27 protein-coding genes are annotated in these 23719 nt (G+C 66.0%); 14 read left to right on the plus strand and 13 right to left on the minus strand.

Annotated elements, in window-relative coordinates; all coding sequences use genetic code 11:
- Positions 1-246: 246 nt before the first annotated feature.
- From RMCB_RS07470 to RMCB_RS07485, 4 genes are read left to right on the plus strand one after another with little or no spacing between them, the layout of a single operon-like run.
- A complete protein-coding gene (locus tag RMCB_RS07470) occupies positions 247-2529 on the plus strand; it encodes a propanediol/glycerol family dehydratase large subunit (RefSeq protein ID WP_062828257.1) in 2283 nt (760 codons plus the stop codon).
- Positions 2526-2885: a diol dehydratase small subunit gene (locus RMCB_RS07475; RefSeq protein WP_062828258.1), complete on the plus strand. Its 360-nt coding sequence runs from the start codon at positions 2526-2528 to the stop codon at positions 2883-2885. Before RMCB_RS07470 ends, RMCB_RS07475 begins: the two co-directional genes overlap by 4 nt.
- Positions 2882-4450 carry a diol dehydratase reactivase ATPase-like domain-containing protein gene (locus RMCB_RS07480; RefSeq protein WP_062828259.1) on the plus strand — a complete coding sequence of 523 codons (1569 nt, stop codon included), beginning with the start codon at positions 2882-2884 and terminating at the stop codon, positions 4448-4450. Before RMCB_RS07475 ends, RMCB_RS07480 begins: the two co-directional genes overlap by 4 nt.
- 16 nt (positions 4451-4466) lie before the next feature.
- Positions 4467-4958: a GNAT family N-acetyltransferase gene (locus RMCB_RS07485; protein ID WP_062828344.1), complete on the plus strand. Its 492-nt coding sequence runs from the start codon at positions 4467-4469 to the stop codon at positions 4956-4958.
- Here RMCB_RS07485 and RMCB_RS07490 read toward each other — a convergent pair.
- Positions 4950-5558: a class I SAM-dependent methyltransferase gene (locus RMCB_RS07490; protein WP_062828260.1), complete on the minus strand. Its 609-nt coding sequence runs from the start codon at positions 5556-5558 to the stop codon at positions 4950-4952. The genes RMCB_RS07485 and RMCB_RS07490 overlap by 9 nt on opposite strands.
- A gap of 89 nt (positions 5559-5647) precedes the next feature.
- Positions 5648-6727 carry an alcohol dehydrogenase AdhP gene (adhP, locus tag RMCB_RS07495; protein WP_062828261.1) on the minus strand — a complete coding sequence of 360 codons (1080 nt, stop codon included), beginning with the start codon at positions 6725-6727 and terminating at the stop codon, positions 5648-5650.
- A gap of 196 nt (positions 6728-6923) precedes the next feature.
- Between adhP and RMCB_RS07500 the strand changes: the two genes are divergently transcribed.
- Together RMCB_RS07500 and RMCB_RS07505 are read left to right on the plus strand one after the other, a co-directional pair.
- Positions 6924-7277 carry a VOC family protein gene (locus RMCB_RS07500; protein ID WP_062828262.1) on the plus strand — a complete coding sequence of 118 codons (354 nt, stop codon included), beginning with the start codon at positions 6924-6926 and terminating at the stop codon, positions 7275-7277.
- A 68-nt stretch (positions 7278-7345) separates the two neighbouring features.
- A complete protein-coding gene (locus tag RMCB_RS07505; RefSeq protein WP_062828263.1) occupies positions 7346-7975 on the plus strand; it encodes a maleylpyruvate isomerase family mycothiol-dependent enzyme in 630 nt (209 codons plus the stop codon).
- Here the strand turns inward: RMCB_RS07505 and RMCB_RS07510 are convergent, their stop codons facing one another.
- From RMCB_RS07510 to RMCB_RS07525, 4 genes are all read right to left on the minus strand, one after another.
- Positions 7976-8659 (minus strand): response regulator, encoded by a 684-nt coding sequence (locus RMCB_RS07510; protein WP_062828264.1) that lies wholly within the window; start codon positions 8657-8659, stop codon positions 7976-7978. It abuts the gene before it with no gap.
- Positions 8641-10329, minus strand: a complete 1689-nt coding sequence (locus tag RMCB_RS07515; RefSeq protein ID WP_201028248.1) for an ATP-binding protein — start codon at positions 10327-10329, stop codon at positions 8641-8643. Before RMCB_RS07515 ends, RMCB_RS07510 begins: the two co-directional genes overlap by 19 nt.
- Before the next feature lie 71 nt (positions 10330-10400).
- Positions 10401-11795, minus strand: coding sequence for an MFS transporter (locus RMCB_RS07520; RefSeq protein ID WP_062828346.1), 1395 nt, complete (start codon positions 11793-11795; stop codon positions 10401-10403).
- A gap of 5 nt (positions 11796-11800) precedes the next feature.
- Positions 11801-12400 (minus strand): hypothetical protein, encoded by a 600-nt coding sequence (locus RMCB_RS07525; protein WP_062828265.1) that lies wholly within the window; start codon positions 12398-12400, stop codon positions 11801-11803.
- Between the two features lie 329 nt (positions 12401-12729).
- On the opposite strand from RMCB_RS07525, the gene RMCB_RS07530 reads away from it, so the two are divergent.
- Positions 12730-13752, plus strand: coding sequence for an alpha/beta fold hydrolase (locus tag RMCB_RS07530; RefSeq protein ID WP_062828347.1), 1023 nt, complete (start codon positions 12730-12732; stop codon positions 13750-13752).
- Positions 13753-13780: 28 nt separating this feature from the next.
- Here RMCB_RS07530 and RMCB_RS07535 read toward each other — a convergent pair whose 3' ends face one another.
- Entirely contained in the window at positions 13781-14260 is a 480-nt protein-coding gene (locus RMCB_RS07535; protein WP_062828266.1) for an SRPBCC family protein, read from the minus strand.
- A gap of 210 nt (positions 14261-14470) precedes the next feature.
- Here RMCB_RS07535 and RMCB_RS35990 point away from each other — a divergent pair, with 210 nt between their 5' ends.
- Together RMCB_RS35990 and RMCB_RS07540 are read left to right on the plus strand one after the other, a co-directional pair.
- Positions 14471-14623 (plus strand): hypothetical protein, encoded by a 153-nt coding sequence (locus RMCB_RS35990; protein ID WP_165606260.1) that lies wholly within the window; start codon positions 14471-14473, stop codon positions 14621-14623.
- A gap of 73 nt (positions 14624-14696) precedes the next feature.
- On the plus strand, positions 14697-15542 hold the full coding sequence (locus RMCB_RS07540) for a hypothetical protein (protein WP_234792028.1): 846 nt from the start codon (positions 14697-14699) through the stop codon (positions 15540-15542).
- On the opposite strand, the gene RMCB_RS07545 is transcribed toward RMCB_RS07540, so the two are convergent.
- Both RMCB_RS07545 and RMCB_RS07550 read right to left on the minus strand, forming a co-directional pair.
- Positions 15536-16450, minus strand: a complete 915-nt coding sequence (locus tag RMCB_RS07545; protein WP_062828267.1) for an MBL fold metallo-hydrolase — start codon at positions 16448-16450, stop codon at positions 15536-15538. The genes RMCB_RS07540 and RMCB_RS07545 overlap by 7 nt on opposite strands.
- Before the next feature lie 98 nt (positions 16451-16548).
- Complete coding sequence (locus tag RMCB_RS07550) at positions 16549-16950, minus strand: hypothetical protein (protein ID WP_062828268.1); 402 nt, start codon at positions 16948-16950, stop codon at positions 16549-16551.
- 301 nt (positions 16951-17251) lie between these two features.
- Here RMCB_RS07550 and RMCB_RS07555 point away from each other — a divergent pair, with 301 nt between their 5' ends.
- Both RMCB_RS07555 and RMCB_RS07560 read left to right on the plus strand, forming a co-directional pair.
- Entirely contained in the window at positions 17252-17569 is a 318-nt protein-coding gene (locus RMCB_RS07555) for a hypothetical protein (RefSeq protein WP_062828269.1), read from the plus strand.
- Between the two features lie 7 nt (positions 17570-17576).
- Entirely contained in the window at positions 17577-17897 is a 321-nt protein-coding gene (locus RMCB_RS07560) for a hypothetical protein (RefSeq protein ID WP_029373408.1), read from the plus strand.
- A gap of 26 nt (positions 17898-17923) precedes the next feature.
- Here RMCB_RS07560 and RMCB_RS07565 read toward each other — a convergent pair whose 3' ends face one another.
- The 4 genes from RMCB_RS07565 to RMCB_RS07580 form a co-directional block, all read right to left on the minus strand.
- Positions 17924-18664: a cutinase family protein gene (locus tag RMCB_RS07565; protein ID WP_084388397.1), complete on the minus strand. Its 741-nt coding sequence runs from the start codon at positions 18662-18664 to the stop codon at positions 17924-17926.
- Between the two features lie 131 nt (positions 18665-18795).
- Entirely contained in the window at positions 18796-20223 is a 1428-nt protein-coding gene (locus tag RMCB_RS07570; protein ID WP_062828271.1) for a serine hydrolase domain-containing protein, read from the minus strand.
- Between the two features lie 143 nt (positions 20224-20366).
- Entirely contained in the window at positions 20367-21131 is a 765-nt protein-coding gene (locus RMCB_RS07575) for an alpha/beta fold hydrolase (RefSeq protein ID WP_062828272.1), read from the minus strand.
- A gap of 303 nt (positions 21132-21434) precedes the next feature.
- Positions 21435-21770, minus strand: a complete 336-nt coding sequence (locus tag RMCB_RS07580; protein WP_062828273.1) for a carboxymuconolactone decarboxylase family protein — start codon at positions 21768-21770, stop codon at positions 21435-21437.
- A gap of 171 nt (positions 21771-21941) precedes the next feature.
- Between RMCB_RS07580 and RMCB_RS07585 the strand changes: the two genes are divergently transcribed.
- From RMCB_RS07585 to RMCB_RS35810, 3 genes are all read left to right on the plus strand, one after another.
- A complete protein-coding gene (locus RMCB_RS07585; RefSeq protein ID WP_062828274.1) occupies positions 21942-22820 on the plus strand; it encodes a helix-turn-helix transcriptional regulator in 879 nt (292 codons plus the stop codon).
- 134 nt (positions 22821-22954) lie between these two features.
- Positions 22955-23425 carry a QcrA and Rieske domain-containing protein gene (locus RMCB_RS07590; protein ID WP_062828275.1) on the plus strand — a complete coding sequence of 157 codons (471 nt, stop codon included), beginning with the start codon at positions 22955-22957 and terminating at the stop codon, positions 23423-23425.
- A gap of 62 nt (positions 23426-23487) precedes the next feature.
- Positions 23488-23712 carry a hypothetical protein gene (locus tag RMCB_RS35810; protein ID WP_131805499.1) on the plus strand — a complete coding sequence of 75 codons (225 nt, stop codon included), beginning with the start codon at positions 23488-23490 and terminating at the stop codon, positions 23710-23712.
- Positions 23713-23719 lie beyond the last annotated feature (7 nt).

Here is a 23719-nt window from a genome sequence, read left to right on the forward strand (position 1 = left end):
CCTCTCACAGCGCAGTCGCGGGCGGCGGCTGCGTGCAGTTCGGCGCAAGTCTGCGAGACGGGTGGGCCGACCGTAAGAGGCTCTCAGTGTCTTTCCAACACATTGTTGTAGGCCATGTCACACCGGTACCGCCGTGGTGAGCACTGCATCAACATGTTGGTGGAAGCCGGGCGCAAACGGTTGTCGCGCCCCGGCGGCCCATGGATGCTGAGCCCGTCGTGTACGAGAGAGGTATGGGGGACCGGTATGTACCTGAGCGGCACCGAGTTTGAGCTGGATCACCGGCTCGGGCGTATCCGGATGCTGGACGAGCAGCGGGTCAACCTCGACGGGTTCGCCGAAGCCGACCCGGAACTCGGGATGATCTCGCACCTGTCACCGCACGACCCGGAACCGTCCTGGGTTGTGGCCGAGGACGGCACCGTGCTGGAGATGGATTCCACTCAGGCCGCGGACTTCGACACGATCGACGAGTTCATCGTGCGGTACGCGATCGATCATGCCGAGGCGCCGCGGTCGATGGCGATCGCCGAAGTCGATCTGGCGCGGATGATCGTCGACTCCAGCGTCCCCCGCGAGCAGGTGTTGAGGGTCTGCGCGGGGTTGACCCCGGCGAAGATGGCCCGCGTGGTCGCGATGCTGCAGCCGGTCGAAATTCAGATGGCGATGATGAAGATGCGTGCCCGTCGCACTCCCGCCAACCAGGCTCATGTGACAAATCGTCTCGACGACCCGTTGCTGATCGCCGCCGATGCCGCGACCGCGGTGGTGTACGGGTTCCGGGAATTGGAGGCAACGGTCCCGGTGCTCGACGATGCCCCGGCCGTTGCCGTGGGACTGCTGATCGGCTCTCAAGTGCCCGCCCCCGGCGCGCTGACCCAGTGTTCGGTCGAGGAGGCTCGCGAGCTGGAAATGGGTGTGCGGGGGCTGGTTTCGTACGCCGAGACGGTATCGGTGTACGGCACCGAACAGGTCTTCACCGACGGTGACGACACCCCGTGGTCCAAGGCGTTCCTGACCTCGTGCTACGCGTCCCGTGGGATCAAGATGCGGTTGTCCAGCGGTGCCGGGTCCGAGGTGCTGATGGGCGAGGCCGAGCGAAAGTCGATGAACTACCTGGAATCCCGATGCGTGGCCCTCGCCAAGGGGATCGGGGCCCAGGGAGTCCAGAACGGCGGTATCGACGGCGCGTCGATCACGGCGTCGGTGCCCGGTGGTGTCCGTGAGCTGATCGCGGAAAATCTCATGGTCATGCTTCGCGGGCTGGAATCATGCAGCGGCAACGACACCCTGGTCTCGGAATCGACCATGCGCCGCACCAGTCGAACGCTGCCGGTGTTGTTGTCCGGATCGGATTTCATCTTCTCCGGCTTCGGCTCGGTGATGGCCTACGACAACATGTTCGGGCCTTCCAATTTCAATGCGAGCGACCTCGACGACTACCTGGTGCTACAGCGCGACTGGGGTGTCGACGGTGGATTGCGGTCGGTCGACCCGACCACGCTGGAGGCCATGCGCCGACAGGCAGCCGAAGCCACGCGTGCGGTCTTCGAATACCTCGGGCTCGCCGACTTCGATGACGAGCACGTGGAAGCTGTTGTGGGGGCGGAAGGTTCGAAGGACCTGCCGAGCACCGATGGGGTGCGGGTGCTCAGTGCTGCCAGGATGATCGAGCAATCCGGACTCACTGTTCTCGACGTTGTCGCCGCGCTCGCCGAGACGGGATTTCCCGACCTCGCCGATCGCGTGCTGGGCATGGCCCGGGCCCGGATCTCCGGCGACTACCTGCAGACCGCGGCGATCTTCGATGAGGAGATGAACGTGCTGTCGGTGTTGACGGACCCCAACGACTACCGCGGCCCGGGCACGGGTTACCGGCCGTCAGCCGAACGGCAGGCGCAGATCGACAGCGTGCGGCAGGCCCGGTCGGTGACCGACCTGGTGCGGGAGCAGGCGAGTTTTGCCGAACCGGACCGTTTGATCGTCTGCGGCCCGGCGCGGGTGGGCGAGGATCCGCGGGAAGTCGTCATCGGGGTGTCGCCTGCGTTCGGCACCAAGCTGTTTCGCACTCTTTCGGGCATGACCATCTACGACGCGCTTGAGCAGATCTTCGCCGGTCTCGAGGAGGAGCAGTGCGTGCCGCGCCTGGTGCGGATCGCCGACAGCATCGATCTCGGCGCGATGGGAAAATCCGCGGCGCGGCTGTCCGGGTCCGGCATCTCGGTCGGGCTACAAGCGAAGGGCACCACGATCATCCATCGCCGCGACCTGTCCCCGCTGGCCAACCTCGAACTGCTCAGCATCGCTCCGCTCATCACCCCGGAGATGTACCGCCTCATCGGCATCAATGCGGGCAGACACGCCAAGGGCGTGACGCCGGCACCGATGCGCAACGCCTACACCGATGAGGCAATCACCGCTCGGTATCACACCAAGGTTGTCGCGATGGTCGCCATTGAGCGCCGGGAGTCGGCCTGCCGCAACGGAAACGACAGCATCCCGCACGTCGAATTGGAGTTCAAGCGATGACTGCCACGTCACACTCGGGCCGCAGCGTTCACGAAGTCACCGTCGAGGCCGCCCGCAACGGCGTCCTGACGCTCGATGACGTCCGGATCAGCCGGGAAACACTGCTCGGTCAGGCTGACACCGCCGAACTGGCCGGGTCGGTCCAACTGGCCCAGAACCTTCGGCGGGCAGCCGAGATGACCGCCCTGAGCGCCGAGGACATGCTCGCCGCGTACGAGGCGCTGCGCCCGGGGCGTTCCACATTCGAGGAGTTGGAGGCGGTGGCTCAACGACTCGCCGGCCAACAGGCGCCCACCTGTGCGGAGTTCGTGCGTGAGGCGGCCGCGGTGTACCGGCGGCGTGGCTTGTTGCGATGACCGTGTGGGCCGGTGTCGACATCGGTAACGCCACCACCGAAGTGGTGCTCTGCGCCGGGGCCGACGGGTCCGACGTGCGCGCGAGCGCGCGAACTCCGACCCGCGGTGGGAAGGGGTCGCTGCGCGCCGTGCAAGGTGCTGCGCAGCTGGTCCGACGTCTGGCCGACGCCCATGGACTGGTGGTCGACAGAGCCGCATTCGCGCCGACCCCACCGGTCTCCTCGGCCGTCGAACGGGTCCGGTTGGCGGTACGCCCCACCGGCCGGCTCACCGTCGTGACGCGCTCGGCGGCCACCACCGCGGGTGACGACGCCGGTGTCGGCCTACCTGTACCCGTGGAACGCCTGAGCGAGGTGACCTCCGACCGTCCCGTCGTGGCGTGCGCGAGCACCGAATGGGGCTACGGCGCGGTGGCCGCCCGGGTGAACGAGGCCGTGGCGGCGGGGCGCAACGTCGTCGCGGTGCTGACCGCGAACGACGAGGCGGTGCTCGTGTCGAACCGGCTGAGCGTCGGCGTACCGGTGGTCGACGACGTCGATGTGCAGCGGGTGCTCTCGGCAACCCTGGTTGCGGTGGAAGTGCGGCAGGGAGCGGGACCGCTGCAGCGGCTCACCGATCCTTTCTGGCTCGCCGACGTGTTCGGCCTGCGCGATGACGAACGTGCCGACGCCTGTGCCGTTGCTGACTCGCTGTTCGACAGTGTGTGCGCGGTGGTCTGTCTCGACGGTGCCCCGCGTTCCACGTCGGCTTCACCGCAGCCGGCACCGAACCACGGCGATCAGGCCCTGCTTGTCTACCTGGCCGACATTGCAGCGCAAGCCAATTCGCGGCGCGGTTCGGTTGTGGCGGACAGCCTCGTGATGGCCACCCTGGATAGCGGGGACCGGGCACCGGCGGATGTCGACGTGCTCGGCGCCGCCCTCGGAGTCCCGGTCACCCGCATCGATTCCGAGGCCGCGGCGGCGCGCGCAGGTGCGCTCACGACACCCGGCGCCACCGCCGACGTGGTGGTTGTCGACGTCGGTGGGGGAACCGTGGACGTCGTCACCGACGACACGCGCATCGCACTGCCAGGAGCTGGCCAGCTTCTCACCAGCGCCACGGCCACGGCGCTCGACATATCCAGGAGCGCTGCAGAATACGCCAAACGAGCGGAGTCGCTCACCGCCATCACCGTGCAGCTGGTCGAGGACGAACACGGGCGGCGCCAGTTCCTCGACAAACCTCTCGACGGCCGCTGCACAGGTTGGCTGTTGACCTCGGCCCCGAGCGGCCTGTTGCCGTTCACCTCGCGGCTCACCGGCGCTGAATGGCGCAGTTGGCGTCTGGCGGCCAAGCGGACGGTGATCGGCGGCAACGTGATGCGGGGCATCGAGAAGGTGGCCCCCGACGCCGGCGGAGTGCTGCTTGTTGGTGGGGGTGCAGGTGACGACGAACTTGTGCGCGCGGTCAGCGAGCAGCTCGGTCACCGCGTCGCTGTCGGGCGCGGTAACGTGCGCGGGCAGCTCGGTCATCGCTTCGCGGTGGCCTATGGGCTGGTCGCGTTGGCGGCCGCGGCGCACTGACATCGGTGCCCGCACTATGTCGAACGATGGAACGGAGGGCGGCCCCATTTGCAGTAACGGCTTCATCCGCCGCGCAGTGCCGTCTGACGCGGCGTCGATCACCCGAATCGTCGCCGAGGCTTATTCGCCCTACATCGCCCGGATCGGTCGCAAGCCGGCGCCCATGTCGGTCGACTACCACGAACTCGTTCGCACGACCGACCACGTGAGTGTCCTGCAGGACGCCGGCGACATCGTCGGTGTCATGGTCTTGGTCGCGGCCGTCGACCATCTGCTGATCGAGAATGTCGCTGTCGCACCCGCCGCCCAGGGCCGGGGTCACGGGCGTGTGCTCCTTGCCGAAGCAGAGTGCAGGGCAAGGCAATTGGGCTACCGCGAGACACGTCTGTACACCAACGTGGCGATGACCGAGAACGTCGCGTGGTACGCGCGCCTCGGTTACGTCGAGATCGAGAGGCGCTGCGAAGACGGGTTCGACAGGGTCTTCCTCGCCAAGGCCCTAGGGTGACGGCCGAAGAATCGCGACGAGAAAGTCGGAGTTCTCGGTGAACGGACGCAGATCCCAGGTGGACAGCAGCAGATCCGGGGTGAATCCGGCCGCGGCTGCGTCGTCGAAGAACTCGCTGAACTCGTAATCGCGACCGCTCCCGAAACCGATGACTGCTCGGCCGCTGTCGCCGAGGTGTGCATGCAGACGGCTGAGCACCTGAACGCGGGTGCTCGGGGCGAGGAAAGTCATCACATTGCCCGCCGACACGATGATGTCGAACGGCTCGGAGATTCCGCGGGAAGGCAGGTCGAGTTCGGCGAGATCACCGACAAGCCAGCGTGGTCCGGGGTGATCCTGCTCTGCGGCCGCGATCAGCGCCGGGTCGACATCGACACCGACCACCGTGTGGCCGGCCGCCGCGAGATACCCACCGAGACGCCCGGGACCGCAGCCGGCGTCGAGAATGCGGGCACCGCGCGGGACCATCGCGTCAATCAGGCGAGCCTCGCCGGCCAGGTCCTGGCCGGCCCGTGCCATGGATCGAAACCGCTCGATGTACCACTGTGAATGGCCTGGGTCGGCCGCGACCTTTTGCATCCAGATGCTCTGCTCGACCATGTGCCCATTGTCGCAGCGCGGGTTCAGGCCGATCGGGCGGAGGGGTTGCCGGGATGCGGGAACAGACCTGTGGCGCGAGGTGCTCCTGACTACTCAGCGGGTGGTTGACGGTAATCGATGACGATGCGGCCGTCGATCTGGCCGCGCTCCATCCGGATGAACACGTCGTTGATGTCATCGAGGCTCGCGCGATGCACCGTCGGGTGGATGAGACCACGAGCGTAGAAGTCCAACGCCTCGGCCATGTCCTGACGAGTTCCGACGATCGACCCGCGGATGGTCAGGCCCTTGAGGACTATGTCGAAGATCGGAGCCGGGAACTCACCGGGAGGCAGCCCGTTGAAGACGATCGTCCCGCCGCGTCGCGTCAGGCCGATTGCCTGGCCGAACGCTTGTGGATGCACGGCCGTCACAAGCACACCGTGCACACCGCCGGTGGCCGCCTGCACCTCGGCGATGACGTCAGAGGTGGCGGCGTTGAAGGCCAGTTCCGCGCCGAGGCGCGTGGCCAAGGCAAGTTTGGCATCGTCGATGTCCACGGCGACAACGCGCAATCCCATCGCGCGGGCGTACTGCACCGCGATGTGTCCGAGCCCGCCGATGCCTGAAATCGCCACCCACTGGCCAGGTCTGGTGTCGGTTACTTTCAGACCCTTGTAGACGGTGACACCCGCACACAGGATGGGCGCCACCTCGAGCGGATCGACGCCATCGGGGATCCGCGCCGCGTAGGCGGCGTTGACCAGCATGTACGTGCCGAAGCTTCCGTTGACGCTGTAGCCACCGTTTTGTTGGCTCTCGCAAAGGGTTTCCCACCCGGTGCGGCAGTACTCGCAACGGCCGCACGCAGACCACAACCAGGCGTTGCCCACTTTGTCGCCGATGCTGAGGTCGTCGACACCGTCGCCGAGCGCGACGACGGTGCCGTACCCCTCGTGTCCCGGAACGAACGGTGGTTGCGGCTTGACCGGCCAATCACCGTGTGCGGCATGAAGGTCTGTGTGGCAGACGCCGGATGTTTCGAGTTTGACCAACGCCTCACCGTAACCGGGCGTGGGCAGATCCAGTGTTTCGATACGGAGTGGTTCACCGAAGGCGGTTACGAACGCGGCACGCACGCCGTCGGTGGTGTCGGATGTAGTGGGCATGCTGAGGGCGGTAGTCGTCATTGGACCATTGCAGTCCTCGATGAGGGCCCACAGTAGGGCCTTTGGTCCCGTGTGGCAGAACCTGACGGGCAGGGCGATGCGGGCCGGTGCCAGCGGTGGGCACGTCTCTGCCCGGCGGTCCGATTGCGTGCGCGATGAGTTGTCGGCGCGAGCGTGGTCGGCATAGGTGTACGCGTGTTGAGAGGAGAGAACTCAGATGTCGATAGCGCATGTGCTGGCCGTTGCCCCAGTGTCTGACCTGGCAAGCAGCGAGCGGTGGTACCAGGCACTGTTCGGGCGGCCGGCGGACAACAATCCGATGCCGAATTTGCTCGAGTGGCAGGTGGTACCCGGCGGCTGGGTGCAGGTTTTCGTCGACGCCGAGCGGGCCGGGTCGACGTTACTCAACTTCGCGGTCGATGATCTTGAGCATCATCTCGCCGAATTGCGGCGACGTGGGCTTGACCCGGGCGACATCGTCGACGCGGCCAAAGGCGTTCGGTTGTCAACTATCACCGACCCCGACGAGAACACCATCCGGCTCATCGGCGGCTTCCGGGTGAAGTACTGACCGGCTCGCCCCAAACGGCTTCGGGCGTGACCTCTTCGGCGTGGTGCGGATGTGGTTGGCTGGTCACCATGGTTGGCGACACGCGTGGGGTGTGGGCCGATGTGCATGCCGAACGACGTGCACTGATCGAGGACTTGAGCGGGCTGACGGGGCAGCAATGGGACGTCGCGTCGTTGTGCGCCGGCTGGACCGTTCGCGACGTGGTGGCCCACTTGGCGGCAACGGCGGTCCTGACCAAACGGGGCTTCGCCGGCGAGTTCCTTCGCGCAGGCTTCAGTGTGGACCGGATCGTGCAACGGCAGGTGATGGCCGGCCGCAAAACCGACCCGTCGGAACTTCTGGCGGCATTGCGGGCATCGGCGAATTCGACTGCGTCCCCGCCGCTTCCCGTGATTTCGCGCATCGTCGAGATCGTCGTGCATGGAGAGGACATTCGTCGCCCACTCGGGCTGGACCATGTGTACTGCACCGATCACATCGGAGCTGCCGTCGGATACATGGCGGCCGATCGACGGTCGGGTGGGCGGAAGCGTCTGGCTGGCTTGCGGTTGATCGGGACCGATGTCGACTTCGTCATCGGTGACGGGCCGGAGATCGAGGGGCCTGTGGTGTCGTTGTTGCTCGCGGCGTGCGGTCGTCGCGTAGCGCTGCCGGAGTTGTCCGGACCCGGAGTCGAGGAACTCAGCCGGCGGATCTAGTTACCGCGCAGGGCGACTGGGCGGTTTGTCGACAGCCACGAACTCCTGTTCCGGCCGGCCCGTCGTGCCGTAGCGCAGCTGGATCTTGACCTCGCCGGCGGTGGCCAATGTCGACAGATACCGCTGCGCCGTTGCGCGGGATACCCCGATCTCCGTGGAGACCTCGGCTGACGACATCGCCCGACCCGAGGTGCGAAGTGCTTGGAGCACCAGCTGTTTGGTCGGCGAGGCAACGGCCGTGGAGGATTGCGCAGGGGCGATGCGGGGGCGAAGGGCATCCAGGGCCGAGTCGACTTCGCTGCCGCCGAGGTTGGTCCCGGACAGGATTCGGCGATAGCGCGCATACCCCGACAGCCGGGCGGCGAGGTCGGTCGGTGCGAACGGCTTGACCAGATAGCTCAGCGCGCCGGCCGCTATCGCTGCGCGGATCGTGCGAGCATCGGTGGCCGCGCTCAAAACCATGCTGTCGCACTGTAGTTCGCGGACGAAGTCAATTCCTGAGCCGTCAGGAAGATAGACGTCCACCAGGGCGAGGTCGACCGGTGGGGCCTTGTGAGCGGCGGCCAGCGTCGTCACCGTCGTCGACACCGAGAACCCCGGCAAGGCGTTGACGATGCCCGCGTGCATGTTCGCCACCCGGAAGTCGTCGTCGACCACCAGCACCGTCAGTTCTGTGCCACCCATTGGGCTTCCTCCTCCACCATCACACCCGGTAGCCGGGCGATGAACTCTGCGCCGCACAATTTCGCGTCAGCATTACCTGGGCTCGACAGCCGGATGTCGCCTCCCAGCGCACGACTGATCTGCCGGGACAGAGCCATGCCGATGCCGCGTCCGCCCGGTATGCCGGAGTCCGGCTTGGTCGACTTGCCCTCGGTGAACACATGCTCGACGAAATCAGGCGCAACCCCGTCACCGGTGTCGGCCACGGTGATGTGCAATGTCGAACCATCCTGCAGGAGCTCGACTTCCACGACTTTGTCGGCTTGCGCGCCGGTGCGGGCTGCGTAGATGGCGTTGTCCAGCAGATTGCCGAGCACTGATGTCACATCCACCGGAAGCGCGAGCCTGCCGGGCGCCCAGGTGTTCTCGCCGATCGTCAGGGTGACGCCGGCTTCTCGGGCGACAGCGGCCTTCGCCGCCAGGAATGCTTGCAGGAATGCATCGCGGACGGCCTCGATGCCCGGCAGCGCCGAGCCCATCGGGCCGGAGCCGAGCAGTTCCTCCACATACTGCGCTGCCTCGTCGACATGTCCGCTGTGCAGCAGACCGTTGAGCAGATGCAGCCGGTTGGCGAACTCGTGGCGCTGGGCCCGCAGCACCGTGCTCATCAGCTGCACGGCGTCGAGTTCGCGGGTCAACGATTCGACGTCGGTACGATCCCGCACGACCAACACGGTGCCCAGCTCACGGCCGTCGCGGGTGACCGGTCGTGAGGACACGACCACGATCCGGTCGCCGACGGTGGCGATGCTCGGTGTGGCGTCCGCGGCCCGAAACACCTCAAGCACCCGTGGGGTCAGGCCAATGTCCTCCGCGGGCCTGCCCGCCTCGCGGCCGACCTCGAGCAGCCGGGAGGCTTCGTCGTTGATGAATGTTGTCTTCCAGGCGGTGTCGACGGCGAGCACGCCCTCGTCGATACCGTGCAGCACCGCGGCCTGGCTGCGGATCAACTCTGCCATTTCCGAAGGCTGCAAGCCCATGGTCAGCCCGCGCCAGCGCCGGGCGAGAAGATACGAGCCGACCACGCCGATGAGTAGTGCCAGGCCGACCAGGACCGCCGCGGTCCGCACATCGGTCCACAGCTGGCGGTGCACCGCGGACGTCGAGATGCCGATGCTGACCTCGCCGATGACACGGTTCGAATCCGGCGCCAGCACAGGTACTTTCGCGCGCACGGACGGTCCGAGGGTGCCCGACTCGCGGGTTACCACCTCGTGGCCCGCGAGCGCTTCGGTGGGATCGGTGCTGACATGCTTGCCGAGTTCGTCGCGGTTGGGATGCGAGAGCCGGATGCCCTGACTGTTGGTGATCACCACGAACAGCACGCCGGTGCGCTGTTGGATCTCGGTGGCCAATTGCTGCAGCGGACCGCTCGCCAGCTCGTCGGTGAGCGCCGGGCTCGGGACCAGCGGGGTGGCGTCGTAGCGCGCGACATCGGCACGGACGGCGGGCGCGAACGCGATGGCGCGTGCCATGTCCAGTGACCGGTCCTCGTACTGGGCGGCGAGACGCTCGTGGCTCATGAAGGCCAGCAGACCGCCGGCGATGCCCAGCGTGAGCGTCACTACGGCGACTTGTAGCAACAGCACCTGGGTGGCAAGCCGCACATCCATGTGCAGCCTTCTGACCATGGGCTGAGCGTACGCGCCGTCTTGAGCACAATGAGCAAAACTTGCGATCCGGTCACGTGTCTGCAGACCGGTCACGTCGGATTGATGTCGTCGAGACTCTTGCCCGTGGTGCGCGGTCCGATCGGCGCGATCACCGCGATCGTGGCGGCGAGCGCCACCAGCACGACAGCGAACATCGCCGTGGCCCCGTAGTGGTCGAGCACCGGGACGAGAATGAACGGAAGCGCCGCGCTGGACAGCCGCGAGACCGAGTAGGTCCACCCGACCGCGGTTGCGCGCACGTCGCTGGGGAAGATCTCCGCCTGATACACGTGGTAGATGTTCGAGAACACGTTGCTCGAGGCGGTGATCAGCAACCCGTACACGACGATGAGTACGTGAACGGTCGCGGTTGCGAACAGCACACCGCAGACTGCCATCACGACGACGGTCACCATGATCAAGTACTTGCGCTCGAACCGCTTGAGCAGCGGGATGGAGATGAGCGAACCGAGTGGGTAGCCGATGAAGGACACGGCCGTGAACAGCAGCGACGAGGTGATGTTGTAACCCCGGCTGACCAGTACCAGCACCGCCAGCGTGCCGAACCCGTAGTAGCCGAAGGGCTGGAACAGGTGGAAGACGCCGAGCATGATCAGCCGCTGCCGGTAGGGCGACTGCCGCAGGCGCGAGAGCGCCGACGCGGCCGGTGCCGGCGCCACTGTGACGACTTCATCGGCCTCATCGCGGTCGGCCGGGATCTGCGGGGCCGGATCGGTGCCGCCGGCGAAGGTGCGCAGCGCGACGCGAGCTTCATCCATGCGCCCGGCACCGGCCAGCCATCTCGGTGACTCCGGCAGGCTGCGGCGCAGCACGATGATGAACACCGCGCCGATCGCGCCGATCACCAAGAGGATTCGCCAACCGTCGACGCCGAACAGGCTGCGGCCGGCAAGCCACAGTGACAGGAAGCCCAGTGCCGGTACCGCGAGGAAGGAGCAGGTGTAGGCCCACGCGGCCATGCGTCCCCGATGAGCCTTCGGCAGTACGTCGGCGAGATACGAGTCGGCGATGGGATATTCGGCTCCCACACCGATGCCGGCCATGAAACGTGCTGCCACGAGCAGCCATGCGTTGGGTGCGAAGGCGGCGATGACGCTCCACACCGAGAACCACACCAGGGTGAGCAGGAAGGCTCGCCGGCGCCCGATGCGATCGGCGATCTGGCCGAATGCTATGGCGCCGACGAACATTCCGAGGAATGACGACGCGAGGAGCAGCTGTAGCGCAGTGCCGCCCAGCCCGTAGTGCGTCTTGAGCGTCGCGGCGATCGTGCTGGACAGGAAGATCTCGTACACCTCGAAGAAGAGGCCGAGTCCGATGGCCATGACCGCTCTGCGATGGACGGGGCCGACCGGAAGGTTGTCGAGCAGCCGCCCGATCTGCCGCTGTTCGCTGTCCCGGTCGGGCTGTGCTGTAGGTGTCATCGTGGTCATTTCGCGTGTCCGAAGTTGTGCAGCCAGCGGCCGTCGTGGTCGTGACGATGAGTGAACCAGGAGAAGAAGCTGTGATTCCAGCTTCTGGGCGTCGACACGCTGTCGTGGTTCGACTGGGGTTGCGGCGGCGGAGACGGCCGCTTGACGGCATTCGATGTCTTGTGGCCCGTGGGCGCCGGGTGATTCGTGGTGGTGCGCATCGTGTGAACGACGGGCGTGGGCGCCGGTACCGCCGGCGGTGACACCGCTTGCGAGGGGGGCGCCGCGGCCGGCGCCACCGCGGGGGCCGCAGCGGTGAGGGTGGCCGTGTCGACAGTCGTGCTCGGGCGTGCGTGCAGGGCGCCGAAGAAACCGACTGACGCTGCGACCGCCAGGCCACCCGCGATCAGGGGCAGGGCACGTCGGCGTATGAACCGATGGTGCGGTTCGCGGGCCAGCTGTGGCACGGCGGACTCGGGCGGCTCGGCCGACCACGCGTAATGGGTGGTGGCTGAGTCTGCCGCGGCGGCGCGCATGGTCACCGTCTGGGGAACGCTGGCGGCCATGGTCGCGGCGGACCATGGGTCGTCGGTGTGGTTCGGAGGCCGCGTCGTCATTTGTCGCTCCTTGTGTGGGGCCTTGGTCATCTGTGCTCACGACGCTAGGGAACTGCCTGCGCGCTGGCCCGCTTGTGCGCACAAGCCGTACAAGTACGCGTTTTGTCACTTTTGCGCATTGTGCTCACGTAGTTGTAGTCGGCTCGAATCCCCAATTCCCGCAACGTATTCAGGACGCCAAGCGACGCGGTCAATGCACACAAACTCCAAATCGGCGAGTTGTGCGGGTAGCGCGCACAAGCGAGCCGCCGGGTGCATCTCCGCCGTAGGTTCTGGCGCAGCGAAATACCGGGACCGTACCGGTGTCCACCCGTACCGAGGAGTGCATCATGTCGGTTGCCCCCGAACCATTGGTGCCCAACGTGTTTGGGCCTGCGGCAGCACGCGAGGAGTGCGTCGCGCGGACGGTGACGACGAAGGACGGCGTCCTTCTCGCGATATCGGAGTACCCTTCTGAACACGCCGACGCGCCGACAGTTGTTTTGCTGCATGGTCTTCTGCTCTCGCAAGAGAGCTGGGGACTGCAGGTGGGTGAACTGCGCCGCCGTTACGGCGGCAGGGTTCGGGTCATCGCCTACGACCACCGCGGTCACGGCAGGTCGGCCGGCGCGCCAATGCACACCTACGAAATCTCCCAACTCGCAGCCGATCTCGCAGAGGTCTTGACGGCGATGCACATCACCGGCCCGTTGACTCTGGCCGGCCATTCGATGGGCGGCATGACAGCGCTCGCATACTTCGGTCGCGCGGCGTCGCAACGTCCCGTCGAGCCTGCAGGTCTGGTCCTGGTGGGAACTGCGGCAGGCAGCATCGCCCAGCGGGGGATCGGTCGCCTGCTGGCAACTCCTGCTCCGGGCGCGCTGTTCGGGCTGGTTCACCGCATGCCACAGCGGGCGACCGACAAAGCCGTCCAGGCGCTCGTCCGCCCGTTGGGTCAGGTGCTGAGCACGTTCTCGGGTGACGGCACCACGGCCGCAGCGGTCGCCGCCGTGGGGGCCGCAGCCCTGCGGACAGCGTCACTGACGACAGCCGCCGGCTTTCTGCCGAGCCTCAAACGCTACGACATGTACCACGCTCTGGAGTCCATTGCTGCCAAGACGTTCGTCGTCAGCGGCGGCAACGACGTCCTGACGCCGCCTTCGCATTCGCGTGACCTGGCCGCGGCCATTCCCGGAGCGGTCCACCTGCACCATCCGAGCGCCGGCCACATGCTGCTGCACGACGCCGCCGAATGTGTCACCGATGCCATCGGGAGGGCGATGGGCATGCATCGCGGTTTCCGTCGTCCCGCCCGTGTGCGCACGTCCGGGAACCGCGCTTCTGCAGCGCAACTCGCCGTCGTGGTGTCATGAGCGATGCGCTGAATGACAGCGCGCCGGACTAGGCCCGATGCTGCGCCAGCTCGGCGAGGTGTTTGAGCGAGTTGTCGAGGTGCTGCCGGTCGAACGGCGGGAACCCGATGTGTTCCCGAATGGCCTGCGGTACCGCCGACCAGTCATAGGTCAGTGTGACCTCCGTCCGGTCGACCTCAACCTGCTTGAGGTCGTATCGCCAGATCCAGCCGCCGAACTCGAGGTGGTCGTCGTCGGCGCCTTGGCCCGGCAGCCACGCAATCACATGCGGCGGCTCGAAGACCTCGACTCGGTTGGCCATCTCGTAGTGCATACCTCCGTAGTTGGAGTGGTACATCGCCATTCGGAAGACCTGGCCCACTGCGGTCAGCTGTTTGCCGTCCAGCGACTCGCGCACCCAGCCGGTGCCGTCGATCGCTTGATGCATGGTCGGGTCCGCCAGCACGGCGAAGACGGTGGTCGCCGGCGCGTTGATGGTGCACGCGGCGCTCATGGTTTCGTCAGTCATGCCGGTACAGACCGGCGGTGGCCCGGTAACTCATCGAACCGCCGCCGGCCGGTCGAGTCCCATCTGCTTGGTGTCGGACCGGAGCAGTGAGCAGAACGCGGAAAAGCCTGCTCATTGCGCGTTTGTCCAGGTTGTGCGCACAACAGCGCGCGTACGTCGGTCGGCTTCGTAGTGTCCTGCCACAACGCTCACCAACACAGGAGGATTGCCATGAACTTCGTCAAGAGCCTGGGTCGCCACGCTGTTGTGCCCGCCGCTGTCGCTGTCGTCATCGGCGGTGCGATGGGTTTGTCGGCGGCTGCACATGCCAGCGGTGCGCCGGTGAGCGCACCGGCGACAACGTGCGCGGTGTCCACCCAGTGACCGCAAGACGGTTTGGGCCGACGGCTGTCATACCGCGGCCACGCTGTTGCCGGCCAAGGCCTATGTTGGCTCAATGCCAGCCATCACCAGCTTCATCGATGACAGGGCCGTGGCCCGATCTGACGTCCAGCGTTGGGAAGCCGGCCGCGCCAAGGCGGTCCTCAGGAAGTTCGTCTCTCGGTTGGGCACCCGAGCGATCGCTGAAATCGCGCCGGACGTCAACATCGATACCGTGCTCACCGCCGACCTCGACACACAGCGGGCAGCGCTGGTCACCCTCAAGACCGGACTCGGGCATGCCGGGATCTATGCCATGTTGCGCCGAGACCTGGCCACCTCGGAGAAGATCTCCCGGGTCGCCGTCGCAGCCAGCCGGGGACGTGTTGCCCGCAGTGTCATCCGGGTGATTGCGCCGGGATGTTCGGCCGCCGCGTTCGCCGACTGGTTCAACAACCTCGTCGTCGTCAACGACGAGGTGAACATGATCGACGCGATGCCCGACCACTATCTGCTGCGCGGGCTGCCCGACGGACGACAGGAGGTCGTCGACAACCGGTGGCTCACCGATACCGACGCGATTCCTGGTCGACTACACCACGACCGACACGCTCTCGACGCCGGCCGATCCCGACTACCCCATCCAGATCGCGGGCCAGGCGCTCCTCGACGACGGTTTCGTCATCGGCGGTGTCCGTCACCAGCTACGCGACCGCGATGGTGCGCTGGAAGCCCTTCTCACCGTGGAGTTTCCGGGCCTCACGCCCGCGCCATTGGTCGCCGCCCACCGCTGGTACCTCGCGGTCGAATTCGGCAACTGGATCATCGCTTCGCAATCCCAGTCGGACCGCTGACAGCCGAATGGTCGAGTGTTCACCGCCTTGATCTGGCCAAGGCGGTGAACACGTCTCGCCGTCAGTAATCCCACACCGTTGGTACACACCGGAAGACGTCACCCGATGCGGCGACCCGGCAGACGGATGGGAACGGTAGGTGAGTGGCCACCAGTGATTCGCCGGTCGCCGCCAGCTCACTGAGCAGACGGATCCGGACCCGGGCCGCCTCATCGGGGTCATGCTCGAATCCGTTGTGCCACTCAGGATTATCGAATCCGGGTGCAAACACGGCGTCGCCGGCGAACGTCAGCTTGTCACTGCCTGAAGCCAGGCGGACCACGCTGTGTCCCGGGGTGTGACCACCGGTCCGGGTAACCAGCACGCCCGGCGCCACCTCGTATTCCGTCTCGAATGTCCGCAATTGACCGCGGTACTCGTCGAGGAACTGCGAAGCGACCCGGCGCAGCACGTCCGGTATCGGCTGCGGCATGGTGGTGCGCGAAAAGTCGGGCGCGTCCCAGAACTCGGCCTCCGCTGTGGAGGCGTGGACTCTCAGGTCGGGACGCAGCCGGTCTTTCAACCCCTGGGTGAGCAGCCCGCCGACGTGGTCCATGTGCATGTGGGTGAGTACCACGTCGGTCACCGATGCGAGATCGACCCCGGCTGCCTCCAGCCGCTGCACCGTCTGACCGGCCCGGGGGAAGTCCGGGAACTCCAGGCCCAGCCCTGCATCGACGAGGATGGTTCGGTCGCCGCTGCGCACCACCACCACGTTGAGCGGCCAGTCGACCACCTCAGGTGGCAGGAAATTGTCGTCCAGCCAGTGCGCCAGCTCCGTCGCCTCGACGTTGGTGGCCAATGTCGAGGCGGTTATCGGCAGCACCCCGTCGCTGATCACCAGCACTTCGATGTCACCGACCTGCACCGCGTAGCGCGACGGGACGAGCTCGTCGGCTCCCTGCGCGCCCAGGTGCGAAATGTTGTCCACGCTCATGCGATTCTCCTTTTGACGCTCTACCGAGGACCGGAAATGACCTGTCGTCGCGTAGAACGCCCTCCGGCGCTATGAGTTATCCAGGGAATCTGGACGGGTCAGACATCGCCGGGCATGCCGGGAGGACTGAGCGAGCCGTCGACATTGGGTACGCTCGCGGGCGCCGGTATGCCGCCGAATGCCGCATTGTCTCCCGGGATTCCGTCGTCCGCTGGCGTGTCGAAGGCGCCTCCGGCGCACATCGGATGCTGCCATCCGAATACGTCGCACCCGGGATCGTTTCGCAGGGAGAACGGACCCAGGGGTATCGGGACGCCGGCCGGGCCGGCTGCAGTGGGCGTTGCGTTCGCGGGAACGATCGCCGCCATCACGGCTGCCCCGGCGATTCCTGTCGCGAAGACCGTTCTGCGCACGCCGGAACGGGTCAACCGTTTCATCTGCAGCTCCTCGGGTCCAGAAATCCTGTTGTGTTTGCCGACCGCGGATACGTCCGCGACCATGCTCGCAGCTCCTCGTCGAAATGGCGCCCGAAACGACGGCTTTGCTCGCGACAAACGCACTGACGCTTGATTTTTGACGCGAGGGTCAGATGTGTTCGGACGGCCACGGGCGGGTCGCACTCGATGTCCTCTGGCAGGCACGATGCGTCGTGGTCACGACATGTCGAAACGGCAAACCCGAGAAACGAGTAGCGCCCTACGCTATTGGGCGGCTACCGGCAAGCCCGATCCTAGGTGTTGCGCAGGCGGTGGTGATCCGCAGGCGAAGATCCCAGATGACAAGCCAGGGAGGGTGATTGGCATGACCGTGACGAGAATCGATTGGCACTGGATGGACGGCTGGCCACCCGGCTACAACACCGTCCAGGTGAATCTGCCGCCGGCGACGTTGGGTGCCCAAACGGCCCTGCAAGGCCAGGTCGGCGGGGGAGCGAACTACACCGGCATCATGCATTACCGGCGACGGCTCAAGGACGGATCCGACAAGGACATCGATTTCGGCGCCTGGCCGAACTGGCCCCCGGTCATCTTCGATCACGTCAGTTCCATCACCTTCGCCACCGCCACCGGTGAAGATCAAGAGGCCTACCTTGTCGCACGCATGGACTACTGGGGATAGGTGCGCCATGAACTTCTCGTCTACTGGTTCGCAGAACGTGCAATCGGTCAGTTGCTGTCTACTGTTCGATCCGCAGGGTGGCGAAATACATCACGTCCATCGCGTTGTGACGATGGAAGGGGCGCCCGACACCTCGCAGGCCGAGTTGGAAGCTCAGACGCTCAGGGCTGCACAGAACTTGGGGCTCGACACCAAGCGGCTGCAGGTTCTGCACGTAGGTGCGAACGAATTCTCCGAGCGTGCGCGCTATTCAGTTGACCCGGCGAAGCGCACGCTCAAAAAGGAAGCGCTGCCGTCGCGAACGGGCCTGAGAGGCGCGAAGAGTTAGTGCCCGCCGCGTATCCCAGTTCGTCGTCAGAGTCGGCCGGCGGCGAACTGGGCGGCCTGATCGACCATGCCGTTGGCGATGTAGGAGTTGTGCGCTCCGGTAGGCGGCCCGGGTGGCGCTCCGTCGCAGACGCTGTCGCCGCTGGCACACAAATCGATGGTCTTGGGCACATACAGCGGACCGATCGTGATCAGCGGGGCGCCGGCATCGCTGAGGAACTGGTTTGAGGGTTTGCCGAACAATGCGACGGCAGCGACGTGGTTGGCGATCTCGGGCGGCATCGGCGGCGGCACGAAAGCTGCGGGGACGCCTTCGGGGATCTCCGCCGACGTGGTGAAAGCTGCCACGGCAGCACCCTGAGAGAATCCGCCGAGCACCATTCTGGTGGCGGGGCAGGTGGCGGCGACGGCCTGAATGTGGTTGGTAGCGTCCCGGATCCCGTCGATGACGGTCAGCGCGAACTGGAAACCGTCGCCGAAATCGGCACTGGCCTGGTAATTGATCGGGTAGACATTGACCGATTTGGCGCCGGCCTTGGCGCGTAGTGCATCGACGAACGCCTGTCCGATGCCGCCGACACCCGGAGGCTCGCCTGTGCCGCGGGCGAAGACCACTTCCGCATCCGGGCACGGCTCGGCGTTGGCAACGGGTATCGGAGCGCTTGCCAATGCCAGCACGGCGAAGGCGATCGTGAGGATGCCCGCGAACCTGCGCGGGCCCTTTTGGGGCGGCGCCACGGGGGCTTCAGTGCAATCGATTGTGTACATGGAGAACCTTTGCGTTGCGTAGGACTGCCGATTGCCTGGATCGATGTTACGTAACGGCCCTGGGGTGTGCAGGTGACGCCGACGATCTGCCGAGGGTTTCCGCCGCGGGCGGCGTGCCCCCATGCCCCGCGCTATTGGCGTCGATACAGGCGCCCGTGACTGCGGAACCAGGTGATGGTGCCGTCGGCACCGCGTACGAAATCGGAGCGGGTTCCGATCGGTTTGGCGTCGGCTCCCAGGTCGAGTCCGTGATCCGGGCGATAGAAGGCAAGGCCCATTCGGTGGCTGGTCTGCGAATTCGGATTGCTTCCCGTGATGTCATCGGCGGTCATCGTGCCGTCAAGTCGACCGCTTCCCACCTCGAAGTCGATGACCGTCTGCCCCGGATCACCGGATTCGGCGACGTGCTGGGCGACATAGCGCCCCCGGAAGGGCTCCAGGTCGGTGGCGGCGAGATCCTGGGCCGTGGCCGGCGGGTTGCTGATCCCCGTGAACCGGCGCAGCGCCCAGTCGTCGCCGAAGAGATCGTTGATCAGCTGTGCTCCGCCGTCGGAGTTCGTGAGGACGGTCATGGCGAAGTCGCGGTCGGGCACCATGAAGAATCCCGAGTGCTGGCCGTTCCAGGTGCCGCCGTGCTGAACGACCGTCACGTTCTCCGCCGACGGGCGCAGCATCCAGGTGATGCCCATGCCGGTGAGATCGACCTGCAGTGTGCCTCCGGCGCCCGGGTTGGATCGCATTGCCGTGAGGGCTTGCGGACTGAGCAGCCGGGCGCCGTCGGGTGCCGTGCCGTCGCCGAGGTGAAACTTCGCGTACCGCAATTGATCTCGTGCCGTGGACATCAGGCCGCCGGTTGGGTGGCAGCTGCGTGGGAACGTCCAAAAACCGGTGTCGACAACCGGTTTGCCGTCGACAACGGTGTGCGAGGCGGCCACGTTCAAGCCGATGATCTGGTCGGAGAAGTAGTGCGAGTGGCCCATCCGCAGCGGCTCGAGCACTAGATTCTGCACCACCGACTCATAGGTCGAGCCTGTGACGACCTCGATGATCCGTCCGGCCGCCACCAAACCTGCGTTGTTGTAGGCGAACACGGTTCCCGGCGGTGTCAGCTGCGGTAGTCGCGCCATCGCGGCGACATAGCGGGCCACTGCGTCGTCACCGCGCCCGAATCCCTGAATGTCGTCACCCAGAAAGCCCGACGTGTGATTGAGCAGTTGCCGCACGGTCACCGAGGCGCTGGCAGCCGCGTCGGCCACAGCGAAGTCGGGCAGATAACGGCGCACGGGCGCGTCCAGATCCACGTCGCCCTGGTCGACCAGCCGCATCACCGTGGTGCCCGTGAACGTCTTTGTGGTCGAGCCGATCCGGAAGACCGTGTCACCGTCGACAGGTCTCGGATGGTCGACGTTGGTGACACCGAAGCCTTTGACATGTTCGTGGCCGCCGGCCCAGACCGCAACGGCAGCGCCCGGTATGCCGTAGGCCGCCATGCCCGCAGTGATCTTGGTGTCGAGCTCGTCAAAAGCCGCCGGCGGAGCCGTCTCGGTACATACGCTCATCGTGTTGCCCAACGCTTCTCGTGCGCTGCTCCAAGTCGGTGCCGCGGTCTGAGAATACCTATTCGATCGGTCGAGTAGCAGGGCTTACGCATATCGGCCAGGGGGTTCGGCGGCCGGTATGGCCCCGGCCGCCGAACCCGCTTTCACGTCATGTCGCAGGCCGGCCGATGACCCCCGAGATGCCGCGCGAAGAACCGAGTGTCGATCCGGCCATCTGTCGGTACCTGGCTGTGCCCGCCCGGAAAGGCGTGCAGCACCTTGTCGGCCGAGGCGAAGGCATCGAACAACTCGAGACCGAATGCGCGTGGAATTTCCTTGTCGTCCAACGGGAGCAGGTACTCGATCGGGATCGTTATCTGTTTCGCCGCCTCAAGCAAGGCGTCATGCGCGGACAGCCAGCCGAAGCGTGCCGCGGTGATCCGAGGCTCGACCGCTGCGAGCGGTATCCCGACCGCGCCCGCCAGAGACATGCCCGAGTAGCCAACCGGAACATGTGCGCCGATCTCGGGCAGCGACATCACGGCGTCGATGGTTGCCCGCCATTCGGGGACGGCACGCTCGGCCACCGAGGCGCTGTACTCGGCAAGGATCTGGCCGAACGACGGACTGCCTTCGGCCCGCGCCTGGCGGAACTCCGCGATCCGGCGCTCGTCCCGGCTGTTTCGCGGCCGGTCACCGTGGCCAGGTGCGTCGATGGAGACGACATGGAAACCGTCAACGGTCACCAGGGAATGGGCCCGGGCGACGTGTCCCGGGGCCTTCTTGTGCAGCCCACCCGGGTGACCGGCCAAGACCATGGGAGCGGCGCCTGGGACAGATTCTGGTGACCAGAGGACGCCGGTGACGTCATCCAGGGTGAAGGAACGTTCGATGACACCGTTGGACGATGTTTCAGAAGTGAAGTGCATAGCGGTTGCCTCTCGGGATTGCCGTTTCGGCGCTCCCGGCGACACCTACCTCGATCGCCCAACCGTGAACACGAGTGGGAGCACCCACAGGGTTACTGCGTCCATGGGGCTCACCTCCTCGCGTACTGCCACGGTCTTGCGCACGCTAGCAATGCGAACGTGGCGCCGTCCAACCATTTTCCTGTCGAACCGAACGGTGGCGATCCCCATCTGCATGGCCTACGCTGATTGCGAATTCGCTTGTGAATGCCGGGTTTTGGCCGGACCTGGTCTGGGTCCTGTCGGCGTCTTGGCCGGTGCGTCTCACTCGTCGTTCTCGACAATGTTCTTCAACACTGTGGTGGCGCCCATCGCGTTGGGCCAACCCGAATAGAACGCGAGGTGCAGCAGGGCTTCCTTCAGTTCGTCGTCGGTGACCCCGTTCTGTCGGGCGAACCCGAGGTGGAAGTGCAGCTGATCCGTCTTGGCCATGGCGGTGAGAGCCGCGACGGTGATCAGGCTGCGGTCGCGTTTGGACAGGTCCGGCCGTTCCCACACTTCGTCGAACAGGACGCGGTCGGTGTAGTGCACCATGCCGGGGGCGAAGTCGCCGAAAGCGCGCTGGCCGCCCGTCCAGCCGGTGTTCTGTTCATCGCTCATCGTTGGTTTCCTCTCTTCGGCGTTGTGCGTGTGTTGGGTGGGCTCAGCGTCCGACCCGATCCCTGAGACGACCGCCAGATAACCCCGATTCGACCGCGCGCGACAGGTCGAACCGGAGGGGGTACAAATGCGACCCCCATCCCGGCGACGGCTGGTCGTACCGTCGGAGGTGTGAACACCAGCGGCACCCCGCAGCGCGCCGACATCCGTGATTTCCTGGCCACACGCCGTGGCCGGATCACCCCTGACCAAGTCGGGCTCCCCGCGGGCGGGACTCAACGCCGCGTTCCCGGGCTGCGCCGCGAAGAGGTCGCGGTGCTCGCCGGGGTGAGCACCGACTGGTACACCCGCCTGGAGAAGGGCCACATCAAGGGTGTATCCGACGACGTGCTCGCCGCGGTCGCCCGCGCTCTGTTGCTGGACGACGCCGAGACTGCCCACCTGTTCCATCTGGCCCGCGCCGCCAAGCCTGCGCGAAGCCCGCGTCGTCGAACGCCCGTGCGGCTCCCGGAGAGCCTCCAGCACTTGCTTGACGCGATGACCGGAGCCGCCGCGTTCATCCGTAACGGTCGACTCGACATCATCGCGACCAACGCTCTCGGCCGGGCGCTGTACGCGCCGGTGCTCGACGAACCCGCCTGGAAAGCCAACATCGCCCGGTTCAACTTCCTCGACGCGCGGGCTGCCGACTTCTTCCCGGACTACGCGGGTTCGATGGACACCACGGTCGCGCTGTTGCGCACCGAGGCGGGCCGCGACCCGTACGACAAGGAACTCACGGACCTCGTTGGTGAACTCGCGACCCGCAGCGAGGCGTTCCGCAGCCGCTGGGGCGCCCACGATGTGCGTAATCACAGCACCGGGCTCAAACACTTCAACCACCCGGTCGTCGGTCCCATCGACCTCGCCTACGACTCGCTCGATGTGCGCGCCACCGGTGACCACCGGCTGGTGTTCAACGGGTACACCGCCGCCCCCGGGTCATCCTCCGACGAAAAGTTGCGCATGCTCGCGAGCTGGGCAGCCTCCGACGCGCGGTCCGACATCTGATTGCGTTGGCCTGCAGGGCTTCTCGGTAGCCGTAGGTCGGGCTGTCGGGTCGGTACCACGACTATGCCGAGATTCGCCATCTTGGGAGCACTTTGTCTGCGACCATTGCTTAGGCGCAACGAAGGGCTGGGCACATGACAGAGACCGGGCACACAGCCGAACTGCACGAGCGGCCGCGCGTGGCGAGCCGCCGCGGCGTTCTCATCGGTGCCGGAGCGGTCGCCGCCGGGATGGCCGTCACCGCGTGCGGCGGTAAAGAACCGTCGCCGTCGGGCGGTCAGTCCGCGAGCAGTGAGCCGAGTTCGACGGCCGCGGCGGCACCCGTATCCGTGAAGACGTCCGACGTGCCGGTGGGCGGGGGTGTCGTGCTCAAGGAGCCCAAGGTTGTCGTCACCCAACCGCAGCCCGGCCAGTTCAAGGCGTTCACAGCGGTGTGCACGCACAAGCAGTGCCTGGTGGCGAAAGTCGCCGACGGAACCATCGACTGCCCCTGCCATGGCAGCCGTTTCAGCGATGTCGACGGCTCTGTCGTGAAGGGGCCGGCCGAGCAGCCTCTGGCGCCGAAGACGGTCACGACGACCGGTGACACCCTCACCATCACCTGACCCGCTGCGAGCCGACCGCGATTGGTTCGGGTGTCCGGCCCGTCAGAATCCGTGGCCCCGCAATGGTTGAGTTGATCGCCGATGTTTCACAACGGCTCAATTCTGGCAACGCCACACTGGCCGATCAGCTTGCCCACATCGCGATGAACTGGCGTGACGCACCGTCGACATTCAGAACCGAAGATCTCGCAGGTGAACCGGTTGTGGGAAAAATGCGAGTGGCAACCCAGATTATTTGCTCTTTCTGCATTCTTCCGTACCTTCATCCACGCGGACGTCAGTTATAGCCAATCG

This window comes from Mycolicibacterium brisbanense (assembly GCF_001570425.1).
In the GTDB taxonomy this organism is placed as follows: Bacteria; Actinomycetota; Actinomycetes; order Mycobacteriales; family Mycobacteriaceae; genus Mycobacterium; species Mycobacterium brisbanense.

Bases quoted from the DNA above. Each gene is read 5' to 3' on its own strand.
- RMCB_RS07470 (WP_062828257.1), top strand. From the start codon at position 247: ATGTACCTGAGCGGCACCGAGTTTGAGCTGGATCACCGGCTCGGGCGT.
- RMCB_RS07475 (WP_062828258.1), top strand. From the start codon at position 2,526: ATGACTGCCACGTCACACTCGGGCCGCAGCGTTCACGAAGTCACCGTC.
- RMCB_RS07480 (WP_062828259.1), top strand. From the start codon at position 2,882: ATGACCGTGTGGGCCGGTGTCGACATCGGTAACGCCACCACCGAAGTG.
- RMCB_RS07485 (WP_062828344.1), top strand. From the start codon at position 4,467: ATGTCGAACGATGGAACGGAGGGCGGCCCCATTTGCAGTAACGGCTTC.
- RMCB_RS07490 (WP_062828260.1), bottom strand. From the start codon at position 5,558: ATGGTCGAGCAGAGCATCTGGATGCAAAAGGTCGCGGCCGACCCAGGC.
- adhP (WP_062828261.1), bottom strand. From the start codon at position 6,727: ATGACGACTACCGCCCTCAGCATGCCCACTACATCCGACACCACCGAC.
- RMCB_RS07500 (WP_062828262.1), top strand. From the start codon at position 6,924: ATGTCGATAGCGCATGTGCTGGCCGTTGCCCCAGTGTCTGACCTGGCA.
- RMCB_RS07505 (WP_062828263.1), top strand. From the start codon at position 7,346: ATGGTTGGCGACACGCGTGGGGTGTGGGCCGATGTGCATGCCGAACGA.
- RMCB_RS07510 (WP_062828264.1), bottom strand. From the start codon at position 8,659: ATGGGTGGCACAGAACTGACGGTGCTGGTGGTCGACGACGACTTCCGG.
- RMCB_RS07515 (WP_201028248.1), bottom strand. From the start codon at position 10,329: ATGGTCAGAAGGCTGCACATGGATGTGCGGCTTGCCACCCAGGTGCTG.
- RMCB_RS07520 (WP_062828346.1), bottom strand. From the start codon at position 11,795: ATGACACCTACAGCACAGCCCGACCGGGACAGCGAACAGCGGCAGATC.
- RMCB_RS07525 (WP_062828265.1), bottom strand. From the start codon at position 12,400: ATGACGACGCGGCCTCCGAACCACACCGACGACCCATGGTCCGCCGCG.
- RMCB_RS07530 (WP_062828347.1), top strand. From the start codon at position 12,730: ATGTCGGTTGCCCCCGAACCATTGGTGCCCAACGTGTTTGGGCCTGCG.
- RMCB_RS07535 (WP_062828266.1), bottom strand. From the start codon at position 14,260: ATGACTGACGAAACCATGAGCGCCGCGTGCACCATCAACGCGCCGGCG.
- RMCB_RS35990 (WP_165606260.1), top strand. From the start codon at position 14,471: ATGAACTTCGTCAAGAGCCTGGGTCGCCACGCTGTTGTGCCCGCCGCT.
- RMCB_RS07540 (WP_234792028.1), top strand. From the start codon at position 14,697: ATGCCAGCCATCACCAGCTTCATCGATGACAGGGCCGTGGCCCGATCT.
- RMCB_RS07545 (WP_062828267.1), bottom strand. From the start codon at position 16,450: ATGAGCGTGGACAACATTTCGCACCTGGGCGCGCAGGGAGCCGACGAG.
- RMCB_RS07550 (WP_062828268.1), bottom strand. From the start codon at position 16,950: ATGGTCGCGGACGTATCCGCGGTCGGCAAACACAACAGGATTTCTGGA.
- RMCB_RS07555 (WP_062828269.1), top strand. From the start codon at position 17,252: ATGACCGTGACGAGAATCGATTGGCACTGGATGGACGGCTGGCCACCC.
- RMCB_RS07560 (WP_029373408.1), top strand. From the start codon at position 17,577: ATGAACTTCTCGTCTACTGGTTCGCAGAACGTGCAATCGGTCAGTTGC.
- RMCB_RS07565 (WP_084388397.1), bottom strand. From the start codon at position 18,664: ATGTACACAATCGATTGCACTGAAGCCCCCGTGGCGCCGCCCCAAAAG.
- RMCB_RS07570 (WP_062828271.1), bottom strand. From the start codon at position 20,223: ATGAGCGTATGTACCGAGACGGCTCCGCCGGCGGCTTTTGACGAGCTC.
- RMCB_RS07575 (WP_062828272.1), bottom strand. From the start codon at position 21,131: ATGCACTTCACTTCTGAAACATCGTCCAACGGTGTCATCGAACGTTCC.
- RMCB_RS07580 (WP_062828273.1), bottom strand. From the start codon at position 21,770: ATGAGCGATGAACAGAACACCGGCTGGACGGGCGGCCAGCGCGCTTTC.
- RMCB_RS07590 (WP_062828275.1), top strand. From the start codon at position 22,955: ATGACAGAGACCGGGCACACAGCCGAACTGCACGAGCGGCCGCGCGTG.
- RMCB_RS35810 (WP_131805499.1), top strand. From the start codon at position 23,488: ATGGTTGAGTTGATCGCCGATGTTTCACAACGGCTCAATTCTGGCAAC.